The sequence below is a fragment of the Enterococcus sp. 10F3_DIV0382 genome (assembly GCF_002140245.1).
Taxonomy (GTDB): Bacteria; Bacillota; Bacilli; order Lactobacillales; family Enterococcaceae; genus Enterococcus_B; species Enterococcus_B lactis.
The window spans coordinates 512,368-527,154 of the sequence record NZ_NGMF01000001.1 but is presented as its reverse complement, the minus strand read 5'-3'; the positions used below and the strand labels follow the sequence as shown (position 1 = coordinate 527,154).

14 protein-coding genes and 1 pseudogene are annotated in these 14,787 nt (G+C 38.6%); 8 read left to right on the top strand and 7 right to left on the bottom strand.

Annotated elements, in window-relative coordinates:
• Window positions 1-20: 20 nt before the first annotated feature.
• From ytpR to pepA, 4 genes are all read right to left on the bottom strand, one after another.
• Window positions 21-626, bottom strand: a complete 606-nt coding sequence (gene ytpR / locus A5849_RS02625; protein WP_002309709.1) for a YtpR family tRNA-binding protein — start codon at window positions 624-626, stop codon at window positions 21-23.
• 195 nt (window positions 627-821) lie between these two features.
• Window positions 822-1,286, bottom strand: a complete 465-nt coding sequence (locus A5849_RS02620) for a universal stress protein (protein WP_002292633.1) — start codon at window positions 1,284-1,286, stop codon at window positions 822-824.
• Window positions 1,287-1,307: 21 nt separating this feature from the next.
• The gene (locus tag A5849_RS02615; protein ID WP_086309939.1) at window positions 1,308-1,628 is read right to left on the bottom strand and encodes a thioredoxin family protein; all 321 of its coding nucleotides are present in this window, start codon (window positions 1,626-1,628) and stop codon (window positions 1,308-1,310) included.
• 142 nt (window positions 1,629-1,770) lie between these two features.
• On the bottom strand, window positions 1,771-2,850 hold the full coding sequence (gene pepA / locus A5849_RS02610; RefSeq protein ID WP_002294156.1) for a glutamyl aminopeptidase: 1,080 nt from the start codon (window positions 2,848-2,850) through the stop codon (window positions 1,771-1,773).
• Window positions 2,851-3,049: 199 nt separating this feature from the next.
• Between pepA and A5849_RS02605 the strand changes: the two genes are divergently transcribed.
• The 4 genes from A5849_RS02605 (at window position 3,050) to A5849_RS02590 (ending at window position 7,527) form a co-directional block, all read left to right on the top strand.
• Window positions 3,050-3,400: a PepSY domain-containing protein gene (locus A5849_RS02605; RefSeq protein ID WP_002309710.1), complete on the top strand. Its 351-nt coding sequence runs from the start codon at window positions 3,050-3,052 to the stop codon at window positions 3,398-3,400.
• A 184-nt stretch (window positions 3,401-3,584) separates the two neighbouring features.
• A complete protein-coding gene (locus tag A5849_RS02600) occupies window positions 3,585-4,538 on the top strand; it encodes a glycosyltransferase family 2 protein (RefSeq protein ID WP_002312486.1) in 954 nt (317 codons plus the stop codon).
• Window positions 4,539-4,550: 12 nt separating this feature from the next.
• A complete protein-coding gene (locus A5849_RS02595) occupies window positions 4,551-6,338 on the top strand; it encodes a DUF6020 family protein (protein ID WP_086309938.1) in 1,788 nt (595 codons plus the stop codon).
• Entirely contained in the window at window positions 6,325-7,527 is a 1,203-nt protein-coding gene (locus A5849_RS02590; protein WP_086309937.1) for a hypothetical protein, read from the top strand. Before A5849_RS02595 ends, A5849_RS02590 begins: the two co-directional genes overlap by 14 nt.
• 75 nt (window positions 7,528-7,602) lie before the next feature.
• Here A5849_RS02590 and pepV read toward each other — a convergent pair whose 3' ends face one another.
• Window positions 7,603-9,021, bottom strand: a complete 1,419-nt coding sequence (pepV, locus tag A5849_RS02585; protein ID WP_002294157.1) for a dipeptidase PepV — start codon at window positions 9,019-9,021, stop codon at window positions 7,603-7,605.
• 148 nt (window positions 9,022-9,169) lie between these two features.
• On the opposite strand from pepV, the gene A5849_RS02580 reads away from it, so the two are divergent.
• From A5849_RS02580 to A5849_RS02570, 4 genes and pseudogenes are all read left to right on the top strand, one after another.
• Complete coding sequence (locus A5849_RS02580) at window positions 9,170-9,991, top strand: NAD(P)H-hydrate dehydratase (protein ID WP_042958719.1); 822 nt, start codon at window positions 9,170-9,172, stop codon at window positions 9,989-9,991.
• 28 nt (window positions 9,992-10,019) lie between these two features.
• A pseudogene (locus tag A5849_RS02575) lies at window positions 10,020-10,459 on the top strand (acyl-CoA thioesterase).
• 77 nt (window positions 10,460-10,536) lie between these two features.
• The gene (locus A5849_RS14655; RefSeq protein WP_002292624.1) at window positions 10,537-10,704 is read left to right on the top strand and encodes a hypothetical protein; all 168 of its coding nucleotides are present in this window, start codon (window positions 10,537-10,539) and stop codon (window positions 10,702-10,704) included.
• 133 nt (window positions 10,705-10,837) lie between these two features.
• Window positions 10,838-11,524, top strand: coding sequence for a GntR family transcriptional regulator (locus A5849_RS02570; RefSeq protein WP_086309936.1), 687 nt, complete (start codon window positions 10,838-10,840; stop codon window positions 11,522-11,524).
• Between the two features lie 459 nt (window positions 11,525-11,983).
• Here A5849_RS02570 and A5849_RS02560 read toward each other — a convergent pair whose 3' ends face one another.
• Both A5849_RS02560 and A5849_RS02555 read right to left on the bottom strand, forming a co-directional pair.
• On the bottom strand, window positions 11,984-12,673 hold the full coding sequence (locus tag A5849_RS02560) for a hypothetical protein (RefSeq protein ID WP_002312478.1): 690 nt from the start codon (window positions 12,671-12,673) through the stop codon (window positions 11,984-11,986).
• The gene (locus A5849_RS02555) at window positions 12,648-14,777 is read right to left on the bottom strand and encodes a hydantoinase/oxoprolinase family protein (RefSeq protein ID WP_002309717.1); all 2,130 of its coding nucleotides are present in this window, start codon (window positions 14,775-14,777) and stop codon (window positions 12,648-12,650) included. Before A5849_RS02555 ends, A5849_RS02560 begins: the two co-directional genes overlap by 26 nt.
• Window positions 14,778-14,787: the final 10 nt, after the last annotated feature.

The following is a 14,787-nucleotide window of genomic DNA, read 5'->3' as shown; positions in this document are numbered from 1 at the left end:
AAAGACTTGTCACAACCTCTTTATTTTGGAAATACTTCTCCGACTACGGCATCCTCAGGCAATACTAAGATTCCTTTTTTTTCTGGAGCATTTGGCAAATGCAATTCACGAGCAGAACAAATCATTCCATAGCTGTCTACCCCTCGCAAAGTTCCTGGCCAGATCATCATTCCATCTGGCATCATGGCTCCTGGTTTTGCAACGACAACTTTTTGTCCAGCTTCGATATTTGGTGCACCGCAAACGATTTGCAATACTGTCCCATTGTCCACTTCTGTCTCAGTAATCGATAAATGGTCAGAGTCAGGATGCGGGACGCATGTTTTTACATACCCGACAACGATCTTCGGTTCATGATCAGCTTCAAGCTGTTCTTCGAATCCTGCTTCTTTAATCAATCGATTCAATTTCGCTAATTCTTCATCTGTTAAGCTTACTTGGCCGTTCCCTTCAATTGTTAGATGATCGGAGATATGGAAAAAGTTCCAAGCAACAACTTGACCTTGTTCATCTTTGATCCGAGCAACATTCCATTTACGTTCGACAGTGTTTTCTGTTCCTTTATCGTCGGCTATGATAACCATCAAAGTGTCTCCGACGTGTGCTTTGTTATAAGCAAAAATCATGTTCTTTCCTCCATTATCCTTTGCTGAGATTTATCTTAACAAAAAATTGCATTCACTGCATGAGATTTTTTTCATGCTTTATTTCCGAAGAAGCTTCTTCTGGAACACCATTTATTCGTAACAAGGGACTGTGACAAGACTTTTGTCACAGTCCCTTTACTGTTTGATTAAAAAGGTTATACAAGTTCCACTTGCTTAATTACTTGGCTGTTCTTCTTCGTCAGAAACGATCAAGACATCACAAGGTGAATGACGTATGACGTAGCTGGCTACACTTCCTGTCATAAAGCGTTCGACTGCATTTAGTCCAGACTGCCCAACCATGATTAGATCGATTGCATATTTTTTTGGCAATTTGACTGCCATGGATTCACGAACAGAGCCGTATGCAATAATTCCTTCTATATTTGTGTAATCAACAGATTTTCCATATTCTTTACATTCTTCGATCATTTGCTTGGCTGTTTCAGTTTGCTGATCGACTAGATTTTGATCAATAGGAGCATAGCCCATAAAGTTATAAAATTGCTGATCGATTACATTTGCTACATATACTTTCCCATTATTACGGCGAGCCACTTCTACCGCTTTTTTGAAAGCAGCAAGTGCTTGTTCACTACCGTCAATACCTACTAAAATGTTCTTATATTCTTGATTCATCTTGACCCCTCCTAACAGATGTCAGCCTTTTATTACACTTTCTAGGAACGTTTCGATTTCCTGTTTTGTTTTACGATCTTTATTCACTAGACGACCTAATTCTTTTCCGTCTTGGATCACGACAAAACTTGGGATACCAAAAATGTTCCATTCAGCGGCTACATCTATGTACTTGTCACGGTCTACTTCAATAAATTGCCAATCAGAAAAGTCATTTTCGATTTCAGGCATTTGCGGTTTGATAAAACGGCAGTCTCCGCACCAGCCGGCAGTAAAGAAAAATACACTCTTTCCAGTTTCTACGTAGCCTGCTAATTCTTCTAAACTATTTGGGATAATCATTCTTTTTCCTCTACTTTCTCTTTATGTATTTTTCAATTAAATTATACACCTTTCTTTCGAACTAACAAACATTGATCCTCTTTTTATAAAAAAAATCTGACAAAAGGTTGCTTTTGCCAGATTTTATAGTTTCACTATCGCGTTATTTCCCGTATACGATCGTGTTCACTGTTGATTTATCTAAACCTTTCAATGTTTGAATCAACATTTCTCGTGCAGCTTCAAAATCGCGAATACTGAACATCGTTTGATGCGTATGGATATAACGTCCCACTACGCCAATCACTGTACTTGGGATTCCTTCATTTTGTGTATGAGCAGCACCTGCATCTGTACCGCCTTTTGAAACAAAGTATTGATAAGGGATGTTGTTTGTTTCAGCGATATCTAGCAAGTACTCACGCAAACGAGGAAGCATGATCAAACCTGGATCTTGGATACGCATCAATGTACCTTCTCCTAAATGTCCGAATGTGCCATTTTTCGTCACTGTGTCATCTGCTGCAGAGCAGTCTACTGCAAAGAACAGATCTGGCTTGAATTTATTGACAGAAGCTTTAGAACCACGCAAGCCTACTTCTTCTTGGACATTCGCGCCTGCAATCAATGTATGACCTAATGTTTCATTTTGCAATGCTTCTAAAGCTTCTAATACCATTGTACAGCCATAGCGGTTGTCCCACGATTTGCTGATGATATTCTTTCCGTTGGCTGTTTTGATCGTTTCAGCGTAAGGAACGATTGTGTCTCCTGGAAGAACACCGTAACTCATTGCCTCTTCTCTTGATTCAAATCCAGCATCGAACAAAATATCTGTTACTTCTACTGATTTTTGTCCGCTTGTTCCTCGCAATAAATGTGGGGGAACGGAAGAAGAAATACATGGATAATTCTTACCAGTAGAGGTCTTAAGTGTAAAACGTTGAGCAGAAACAACGTAAGGGTTCCATCCGCCTAGAGGTACGACTTTAAAAAGCCCGTTTTCTTGAATTTGTGTCAGCATGAATCCGACTTCATCCATATGTGCTGCGACCATTACACGAGGTGCATCCGCTTCTTCATGGTGGCGCAGCCCAAAAATGCCACCCAAACCATCTAACTGTAACTCATCTACCAGCGGTTCCATATGACTTTCCATATAGGCGCGAACGTCTTGTTCAAAACCGCTTGTTCCTTGTAATTCTGTTAACTCTTTGATTCGTTGAAATGTTTTTTCTTCCATATGCTATTCGTCTAAATTTCAGACTAAACTCCTCTCAGACTTATATTGATCTGCGGATAAAATATGATTTTTTCTGCAGACCGATCGTATTTATTATAGCTTATTTTTTCTGGTAGCGGTTATTTATTTCAAAGAAAATATGAGAGTGTGGTAAAATAAGCACAAGGAGTAGCAAGTGAGAAGAAGGAGGTATATCCACATGTATGAAGAAAGCGAATTAAGCTATTTTAAAGGCGGGTTAGCCGTTGGGATCGGTCTAGGATTATTGAGTGGGGTAGCTTCAACGATTTGGTATCATCGCAAAAAAGTGTTATCAGCAGACCAAGTGCTTGAAAATATCAAAACATCTTTTTTAAAAGAAGGCGCAATCGAAGGTGCTTGGATCTCTTTTGAAAAAGAACCTATTCGGAAATTCGCCGTTCGGTCGAGTGCTTATCGGGGTGGGCTTTCCCGGATAGAAGATGGCGAAACTGTTTATTATGAATTTTTAGCAGATGCTCATACAGGAACCGTATTAGACATTTCAAGAAAAAAGGGCGCAATAGATTAATACGTCAAAAAAATGAAATAACGAATACGCACCCACTATCTAAAAGAGAGGTATCCTATCCTTCTTTTATAGTGGGTGATTTTTATAAAAATAGGGCTATTTCCTCTTGGAATAGCTAGTATTTGTAGTTATTATACGGTATTCTTGAAATAAGATTAGTTTTATTATATAAGGAGAGTGACAAATGGAATCACGTGAAAAAATTGCCGTGCTCATTCCTTGTTATAACGAAGAGGCGACAATTTCAACTGTTATTGAAGATTTTAAAAGGGAATTACCAGAAGCAGATATTTATGTCTATGATAATAATTCGACCGATCGAACATACGAATTGGCCGTTCAAGGCGGAGCAATCGTAAAGAAAGAACCACGTCAAGGAAAAGGGAATGTAATCCGTCAAATGTTTTTTGATATTGATGCCGATTATTATTTAATGGTAGATGGTGATGATACTTATCCTGCAGAAGCTGCACATGGTTTGCTTGAGAAATTACGTTCTGGCGAAGCAGATATGGTCATTGGCGATCGACTATCAAATGGAACCTATTTTGATGAAAATAAGCGTCCTTTCCATGATTTTGGGAATAATCTTGTTAAAAATACAATTACTTACTTATATAAAACAAAAATTCGCGATGTCATGACCGGCTATCGAGGATTCAATCGAATTTTTGTCAAAAGCTTCCCTATTATGAGTTCTGGTTTTCAAATCGAAACAGAATTGACGATCCATGCTTTAGATAAAAAATTCAAGTTCGTTGAGATCCCAATCGATTATCGCGATCGTCCTGAAGGTAGCGAATCAAAATTGAATACATTCTCTGACGGATTCAAAGTGATCATGATGATCATCAAAATGTGCAAAGATTATAAACCTTTGCTTTTCTTTGGGGTCTGGACCATCTTCTTCTTTTTATTTGGATTGGTCACGGGGATTCCTGTGATTCGTGAATATATGCTGACAAGCTTTATTACACGCATCCCTTCTGCGATTTTAAGTACGGGATTGATGACTTTAGCCCTTCTTTCATTAGTAACAGGGTTGATTTTGGATACGGTCGTCACAAATGCCAAAAAAGAATATGAATTGAATTTATACCATGTCTACCACGAATATCAAAATAAAGAAATGAAGTAGGAGGCCTTTTTTATGCATAAGAAAAAGGAGAATCTATTTCCTGCTTTTTTTGCCACTTTATTTGCGTCAGGTTTTGCTTTTTTTACTTCTTATGGTTTAGGAACTTTGAATCCAGTAGTAATCATTGGTTTAGCCATGGTTTTGCTACTTGCTTTTAAGCAATATGGAATAGAGTTGTTTTCAATAAAAAACAAAGTTGCAACTATTGCCCGATTGTTTTTTTCTGTAGCTTTTGCTCTTACACTTTCTATTGGCAGACAGATACAATTTCAGTATGTCTCAGCAAACTATACAAAGACAACGATTGCTGATGGAAGTATTTTTTACTTTCTTGTTTTTTTCTCCGTTTTTGTGTATTCTTTTTTATTTTTACAATCGATTTATTTATCAATGCCAAAACTGGAAATATTTTTTACTGCTAAAAACGCACAGGCTTTCTCTTCAAGAAAATATTTTTTATTCTTTACTGTCTTTTTAGTTCTGTGTTGGCTTCCTTATCTGTTGGCATTGTATCCTGGAGTGGTTTTGCCTGATTCGTTAAGTTCGGTCGCCCAATCTATGGGTGATGTTCCTATAAGCAATCATCATCCAGTCTTATTCACCTTGCTGGTCAAGCTATTTGTTCATGATTTACCAACTGATACGATCAATCACGGTGTATTTTTATTTTCTATTTTCCAAACATTGATAACAGCTTCAGCGATAAGCTATTCTCTTTGCTGGCTGTTAAAAAGAAACATCCATTTTTTTCCGGTACTCATTAGTTTATGCTATTTTGCATTTGCACCGGTTTTTCCAATCTACGCCTTGAACATGCAAAAAGATACTTTGTTCTCTATCGCCTGCTTTTTATTTTCCTTAGCGGTTTTTGACTTTATTTTTCAACGAGAAAAGCCAACGATTCTCAATCAGATTTACGTAATCATCCTTGCTTTACTGACTACCTATCTAAGAAATAATGGGATTTATGTAGTAATCGGCACAAGTTTGATTTGCGGCTTGATTGTTTTGAAACAAAAAAGGTATCAAGCGTTCTTTCAAGTGGTACTCGGTTATATAGTGATTGCTGGACTACTCATCCACCCGTTGCTGGCTCGTTATGCTATTCCTACAGAAACTGCCGAACAATTAGGTATTCCTTTGCAGCAAATTTCTAGAACCATTGTTATGGAGGGTGACTTGTCTAAGAAAGATAAAGCATTCATGAATCAGCTACTCCCGATAAAAGATTATGAATCGTATTCTCCTAGTCTCGTAGACTCAATCAAGTGGCATAAAAATTTTAACAATGAATTTTTGAATACACATAAAAAAGAATTTTTATCACTATGGGCAAGAAATTTACCAAATAATATAAAAATTTATACAGATGCTTATATTTTAGAAACGTTCGGGTTCTGGGTACCTGGTACAAAAAATAGTTACGGCTTTTTAGATACTCGTGTAAATACGAATAATTATGGGATAAAGCAAGTAGATTTGATTGAACATCTTACTGGATTGTCAGGAATGAAAAAAATCATTGATGCTCGTGATTTCTTTGGTTCCGGCACATTATTGTGGTTAGCTATCGGCAGTGCACTTTTAGCAATCTTTAAGAAGAAATATCGGTATTTACTCCTTTTTCTTCCCGGTATGCTTGTTTTTGCTACTATTATGATTGCTACTCCTGTGGCTTTTAGTTTACGGTATGTGTTTGTTTTAGCATTAAGTTTGCCTGTCTATATCCTCTCTCCTTTTTTACTAGATAAAAGAGAAAAAATGAAAACAGATATAGGAGATACTCATGAAACTATTTAAAAAGATATTTTTTGCTTTTGTTTTCTTGATTGCTAGCTATTGCGTACTACTGACAATTACTTTTGTCATTCCGCAGCATTCTATTGAATCAAATGCAGAAAAATCTCTACAGATGGTTGAAAAAGAAGGGATGTATCCTTCTATCAATCAAGGAAATATGCTAGGTACTCGGTTAGATAACTTTACTGATCATTTGATGATACGAAAAACAAAAGCAGACCCTGAATTGAACCCATTGGAGAATGCGATGTCTATGGCGGATTATCCTCGTTATTGGCATGGTTATCAGCTCTTTTTGAGACCTTTATTGCTAGTGATGAGTTTAGGTAGCATTCGGATGATCTACGAAGCTGTTCTTTTTCTGTTGATTGGATTCACGAGCTACTTTTTAATCAAGCGTAGCGACATCTATTTAGCGATAGCCTTATTAATCTCGCTTGTTATAGGAAATGCCGCAATCTTTTTCTTCAGTATGCAGTTTTCAAATATTTGGATTTTGACATTATTGTCTGTATTACTATTTTTAACAAAACCACAATTGTTCAAGACCAATCAACAATTATTCTTGTATTTCTTTGTCATTGGTTCTTTAGCTAACTTTTTTGACTTGTTGACAACACCGGTCATCTCTTGGGGAATACCTGTGATCATTATTTATTATGTAACAAATAAGTATTTAATGGATAAACGCAGTTCATTGAGCAAACAAGTAGGCAGTTTTGTTTTTACCGGTATCTTTTGGGGATTAGGCTATGGTTTGACATGGGTGACTAAATGGATCCTATCATCGATCATATTGAACAAAAACATTGTAAAAGATGCAATCAACCAAATCCTCTTTCGAACGGAAGGAAACGACAAATACCCGTTGCATCGATTAGAGATGCTGAAAAGCAATATTAGATTGATGTATCCAAAAGTAGCAATATTATTGCTATTGATTACTTGCCTTGTTTTTCTCTATTTTGCTTATCGTAAACGAAATAGCTGGCATCCGTTCCAACTTCTAGTTTTGTTTGTCTTAGCTGCTGTAACGCCGTATATTTGGTACAACATTTTAGCTAATCACTCACAGATTCATTATTGGTTTACGTATCGTACGCAAATCATCACAAGTTTTGCTATACTTAGTGCTTTCGCCTTTTTGATCCCTCCTGATAAATCAAAAGACGAACTGAATTACTTTTAGGAAGACCGATGTACTGACTCATTTTTAAACATAAAAACTCCAGCTATCAGAGATAGCCGGAGTTTTTTAGTATTTTTATTTCGCCAAACGGTAGATGGCATCTGCATAGATTGCTGTTGCTCTGAACAAGTCATCAAGACTCATAAATTCGTTTGCTTGGTGCATTGTATCAGTATATCCTGGGAACATCGCTCCATAAGCAACGCCACGTTTCAACAAACGTCCGTAAGTTCCGCCACCGATGATTTGTTCGTAGCCTTTTTCTCCAGTGTGGTCTTCATAGACTTGCAATAATGTAGCCACCAATGGATCATCCATCGGTACGTAATGTGGTTCCATTACGCGAGCACCTCGAGTAACTGTTGCACCTTCTTGGCCGACTGTTTGTTCGATATCACTTTGCAATCCGTCTACTGTTACACCTTTTGGAAAACGGAAATTCATATTGATGAAGTTCGCTTCCTCTGTACCATTTTCTTCAAAAGCAAATAGTCCAGCATTCATTGTCAATTTGCCCATTTTTTCATCTTCATAAGCGACTCCTAGTTTTTCTCCATAGAAATCTTCATGGACATAAGCAGCTGCTACATGGATAAATTGTTTAGCAGATCCTAAGAATTCATAGTTATCTAAGAACAATGCCAAGAAAGAACCAGCATTGATACCGGATTGTGGGCTTGCACCATGTGCGCCTTTACCAACTAATTCTATTTTTACATACGTATTGTCTGCTTCAATTGTTCCGCTTACTGGATTGGCTTCGATGAATTGGTAAAATGCTTCTTCCATCGCGATAGCTGCATCTGCACTTGGTACTTGAAGTGCTGCAGTTGCTGTTCCTGGCACCATGTTTTCGCGAAGTCCGGAAACAAAAGATTTCAATACGTAATCTCCTGCATTGTCGCCTTTGAATCGTAAAGCTAAAGAAACATTTCCTTTTTCACCATTGATAATCGGAAATTCAGCATCTGGCGAGAAACCAAAATCTGGTTCTTCTTCATGTTCGAAATAATAAGCCATATCGCCCCAGCCGCTTTCTTCATCACTACCGACTACGAAACGTACTTTTTTCGATAGTTTCAAGTCAAGTTCTTTAATGATTTTCATCGCATAGTATGCTGCCATACTTGGGCCTTTGTCATCACTTGATCCGCGTGCAAAGATCTTTCCATCCTTGATCACTGGTTCATAAGGATCTGTGTCCCAGCCATCTCCTGCAGGAACGACATCCATGTGTCCAAATATCCCTAGTGTTTCGTCTCCTTCGCCAAGATCAATATGCCCTGCATAGTTATCGACATTTTTTACTTTAAATCCATCACGTTCACCATAAGCTAACATATGTTTCAATGCGTCGCGAGGTCCAGGTCCAAATGGTGCATCTGGTGTTACTTTTGAGTCGTCTCGCTCGCTGTTGACACGTAAAAGATTTTTTAAGTCTTCAAGCAAGTCTTCTTTACGTGCTTCTACTTCTTTTTGCCAATCAATTGTCATAAAGTTAATCCTCCACTTATTTAAGTCTTCGTGTTCATGATACCACAAATTACAGAAAAAAATAGTTCAAAAAATCTGACAATTCCTTTTCTTATCTGTTTTTCTCTAAAAAAAATATACGTTATAATGAGTAAAAGGAGGTTTTTTGATGCTGATAGACGAACAACTAGTGAAAAGAGTCATCACACCTCGTCCAAAAATTTCACATAAAGGAACATTTGGACGTGTCGTTTTGATTGGCGGCAATGAACAATACGGCGGAGCAATCATCATGAGTGCTTTAGCTGCCGTACACAGTGGAGCAGGTCTCACAACAGTAGTAACGGATGAAAAAAATCGGAGTGCCCTTCACAGTCATCTGCCAGAAGCAATGATCGTAGATTGGACGGATACTGACCAGTTTCTTTCCGTGATAAAGCAAGCAGATGTACTCTTGATTGGTCCCGGATTGGGCACTTCTTCCAAGAGTTTGGAACGTTTCAAACAAGTACTAGAAAACCAATTAAAAGAACAATGGCTGGTGATCGATGGCTCTGCTTTAAGTTTACTGGCTGCTAACCATCTTTCGCTACCCTATCCCGAACAAACAGTACTTACACCTCATCAAATGGAGTGGCAACGGTTGAGTGCTCTACCGATACAAGAACAGCGAGATGAAGAAAACAAAAAGAAGCAACAGGAAATCGGTGCTGCGGTCGTTTTGAAAAGTCATGAGACAAAAATTTATGGTCACCAACACTTCTACACCAATCCTTTAGGTTCAGCTGCTATGGCAACAGGTGGAATGGGTGACACTTTAGCAGGGATGATCACAGGGTTCTTGGCCCAATTCCCTCAAAATGACCAAACGATTGCGGCAGCTGTTTATCTTCATAGTTTCATCGGAGACCAGCTAGCAAAAGAACAATATGTCGTTTTGCCGACACAGATCAGCGAAGCACTTCCGAAGTGGATGAATTATTTTTTGTAAAAAATCAATGGAAAACGAGGCATGAATCATGGAGAAATTTACAGGTTATGTACGAGAACCTTTTTATTATGAAACAGATCAAATGGGGATTATTCATCATAGCAATTATATCCGCTGGTTTGAAGAGGCTCGGGTAGCCTTATTGGTACATCTAGGGTTTCCCTATAAAAAATCGAAGAATCTGGAATCATCATTCCCGTTCTGGAAGTAAATTGCAGCTATAAAGAAATGATCCATTACGGAGAAAAAGTGAGCATCCATCCAACTATCCAAAAATATACGGGGACACGTTTGGATTTTAGCTACGAAATTGTGGGAACTGAAGACAAAAAATTAAAAACTATTGGTAGCAGTAAACACTGTTTCTTACTTTCTGATTCGCAACGATTAGTGAAGCTGAGCAAAGTCAATCCGGAGCTAGATCAGTTATTCCAAGCGTACGCTTCTCTGGATAATGCTATTTCTTAATAAAAAACCGTCTAAGCATTTTTCTTGTATTGTGTCGAGTAGTTCGTATAATGAAAAGAAAAAAGCAGGTGATCCCCATGTATGTCGTTAAAGTAATGCACGGTTACATCGATAAAACTGGCTGCCGCACTCGGGAAAAAAACTTAGACAATCTGCTCATTTTCAAAGACAAAAAAGAATCCGAAGCTTTTGCTAAAAGAATTGGCGGTCGTGTCAAACCGATCCAAGAGGTACGACCAGATTGATTCAGTATTTCTTTTCGAGGCTCTAATAGGCATGCCTATCAGGGCTTTTTTTCAAGAATACGTCTTTGCACCCACACGTTTTGTAAGCGATTTATGTTATAATAGATTATACTTACACAGAAAGGAAGTTTTAATGGGTATCAATAATTTACAGCAGCAAGCTTATGAATCTATCCGTAAACAGATCATTTATTCCGAGTTAGTACCTGGAAGTAAAATCTCCGATAAAGTGTTAGAAGAACAACTAGCTATCGGGCGCACACCGATTCGGGAAGCACTGATCCAGCTTCGTAATCAGGAGCTTGTAAAAACCATTCCACAGTCCGGCACCTATGTTTCAAAAATCGATATCCGATCTGCTTCATTAGCCCGTTATACGCGGGAAAAGCTGGAAAAACCGATCCTGCAAGAATGTAGTGCGAAAATGACAGCGCAAGATCAAGCTAAACTAGAAAAAATATTAGAACAAACCGATCAGGCAGTGATCGCTCAAAATAAAAAAGCTTTTTTTGATTTGGATACTGATTTCCACCGAACTTGTTATGAAATTGCAGGAAAACGAGAGATTTGGGACTGGCTGGAAAGTTATAGTACGCACTTGAACCGTTTCAGATGGTTGCGTTTGACGATTTCAGAATTAGATTGGGGTCGAGTATTGGATGAACATCAGACAATGCTTCAATCAATGATTGATCATAACTTTGATGAAGTCGGGTTTCTTTGTACGATGCATTTACATATGATTATCGAAGAGCAAGAATACGTGATTCATAATTACCCCGATTATTTTGAAGATATTCAGGAAAGACCCATCAAATAAAGGGACTGTGACAAAAATCGTGTCACAGTCCCTTTCAGTTTTCTCCTGCCAACTCCTCAGTCACAAGGAGCAATTTCCAAAAACAGATTCTCATGTTTATTGAATATTGTGACTTGTGACTCATAGTCAAACGGCAGGCTCACGACCTCTTTCTTAAACAGTGTTCAATCAGCTGACCCTCGGTATTAGCTCAAACGCTGATTTCACAACCTCTTCCTTAAACGGTGTTCAAAAGCTTGCATCTGCGGTAATAAGTCCAACCAAACGAAAAATATGAGGAGCTATTTTTGTTTGGCTGTTCTTATTACTTGATGCAGGACAGCTTTTTCACAACCTCTGATTCACGGTGTTCCAGAAGTAGCTTCTTTGAAATAAGCCGAAATGTCACAAAAATTTAAGAAGCAATTTTCGTAAATTCCTTCTTATTTCTTGAAGCTGACCACTTCTGTCACAACCTCTTTATTTGTGAGCGAAATCATACTCCGCACATCTTTTTTCTATTTCTTTTATTTCTTCTAAAATCCCTTGGCTACGGGTTTCATTATATGGCCAAAGCAAGACTGCCTCTAATACATAAGGCGAAAAACGGCTTTGATTCATCTCTTTTGAAAAACTCATCGCTGCTATCTCGCTCAATGCACGAATGGTTGATTGGTGTGTATAAAAAGGCAGCCGCCATAGCACAATTTTTTCGTTTTGCGTATAAATTCCCTTAACAGAAGCTTCAATGTGGTGAAATAGTTCATGTCCAATAATCAAAGCTTGCGCTGTTTCTTTAGAGATCGAAGTAAGTCCTGAACATTTTAATTTTTCTAACGGCTCCGTCATCAATCGGATCCCTTCATCTTCTGCATAAGTTGCAAAAGTGATTCGTTCGTTTATTTGCTCTGATTCACAAGGAACGATTGGAATAGCCATTTGTTCACAAATTTCTCCTACATCGGCAAAAGGGTACTTTTTTTTGATGCTACATGCCGTTTCGATACCACAATCGATTGATTGTTGTATGAGGATTTTCTGCTTGGACAAAGGAATCTTTTTCCAAAACAAATCTCGCTGAAACTGATAGAATCCCCAAATTTCTTCGGGGATCTGTTGTAATTTGTTTAGTAACTCTTCTAACTTATGTTTGTTTGATATTTCCGGCAACGACGATCACTTCTTCCTCTGGTTCCATAGTAGATACTTCCAGATCCATCAAAAGCTGTAGTTGTTCCAGATCCGTCGCTGTAAAATCAGAGACTCTTGCTCCTAAACAGAGATAAAATTCTGGTCGGGCAATCAACTCCGTTTGATAAACTGCCATATCTTCCCAAAGTTGTTCGACTGCTGCCATATAATTGGCTGCAGTTGTTTTCAGACAAGAAGCATGTCCACGTTGGACCTTGATAAATCCTTTTTGGTCGATGATCCGAAGACTTCCAGCATTTTTTGAACGATGCTGTTCGCCGCATACATAAAAGAAAGGTGTATTTTCCAATAAGCAAACTTCATTTTTATTTAATCGCATATCCTCTGCAGCAAGCTCTAGTGCTTCTTCTGTTGTGATCTCCTTGGTTAGATCGGTTGCTTTCACTTCCGTAGAACCAGTAGCGATAGCCGTTACTTTTGAAGTCTGTGGATCGATTTCTACGTGGACTTCGATCGATTCTGGCGTAGCACCTGATTCAATCGCCTTATTCATCGCTTCATTTTTCAATGATCGGATATCTTCTTTACTTGGTGAAGGAATGATACGTTCTACAACATCTCGGACCATTGCAAGTGCCACACCAATAGAAGAGATCACTTCAGCATTTTCAGGGATGGAATATTTCACACCCATTTTATTGCTGAAGTAAGTAATCAAAGAGGCAGCGCCGCCCCCTACACCTACAAGAGAAATCTGATCTTTCTCCAAATGATACTTGTCTGCCAATTCTAAAATCACTGGTTCAATCTTAGCATAGGATTTTTCCATGATCTGCTCTGCGATGTCTTCAACCGTCGTATGACAATAGTCTGCTAATGCCTGTATGGCTTTTCGTGCAGATGGGACATTTCCATAAGAAAAATGTTCTTCTTGCACTAATCCAAGGACATTGGCTGCACATGTATTTGTAATAGTCACTTCTTCTCCGTCTTCCATCACTACCTTGACGTAATCAGCAGGGTCTCCTTCTTTAGGAGAGAAAAATTCAACCTTAGGACCTTTGATTTTTTCTGTCTCCGTAAATACTGCATAATCTAAACCGGCAATATGTGCAGAACGTGGACCGACATCGATGATTCCTGACTGATTGGCCCGTACCATCGAACCGCCTGCCACACCTAGAACCCGAACATCTAATGAAGAGATATATGTTGGGTGGCCACCTACAATTGAATAATCGATTGCTGGACGTCCATTTTTAATGACCCCGATATTGGTTGTTGTTCCGCCTACTTCAAAATAAACCCCATTAGACGCTCTCAAGTACATCAAAGAGCCCATGACTGATGCTGCTGGACCGGAAAGCATGGTTAAAACAGGTCGTTTTTTCATTTCATTGATTTCCATTACCCCGCCGTCTCCGCGCATGATCATCAAAGAGACATTGACTCCTGCTTCTCGTACGGAGTCTTCTGTCGATGTTGCCGTATCTAGCATTTTGGGTAAAATAGACGCATTGATCGCTGCTGTCCGAGTTCTTCTTGTCAATCCATATAATTTTGTGATATCAGAAGCCATCGTTGTAGGAATCGATTTTACCGATGCTGCTTCATAAACGACCCGTTCTGGCTCCCCATTATCTACTCCAAATGCCATAGAAGAAACCAAAACTTCCGCTCTTTCTCTTTCTAGAGAAGAAATCGTTTCTGAAACACGGTCTACATTTAAGTGTTTGACAGGTAAGAATGCATTGACGATCTCTATTTTTTTCTTATTCCCTAAATCGATATCGTTCAATCTAGTTTGTCGTTTTGCTAAAAAGCCTTCTAATCCCCCTTTTGCCATACCGATTACACCGACTTTTGCTACGTCCCCTTCAATCAGCGCATTCGTCGCTTGCGTAGTAGAATGTGCAACAAAAACAACGTCTTCTGGACTAATATTATTTTCCCGCAAACAATTTTGAAAAGATTGAACGACTCCTGCAGCTACCCCACGAACATCATCGTGGGTCGTTTTCACTGAAGACTTTCCGATGATTTCATGTGTCGCATTATCAATTGCCACTGCTTTCGTATGCGTACCACCGACATCAATTCCCATTCGCACAAAACGTTTCATTTTCTTTTCC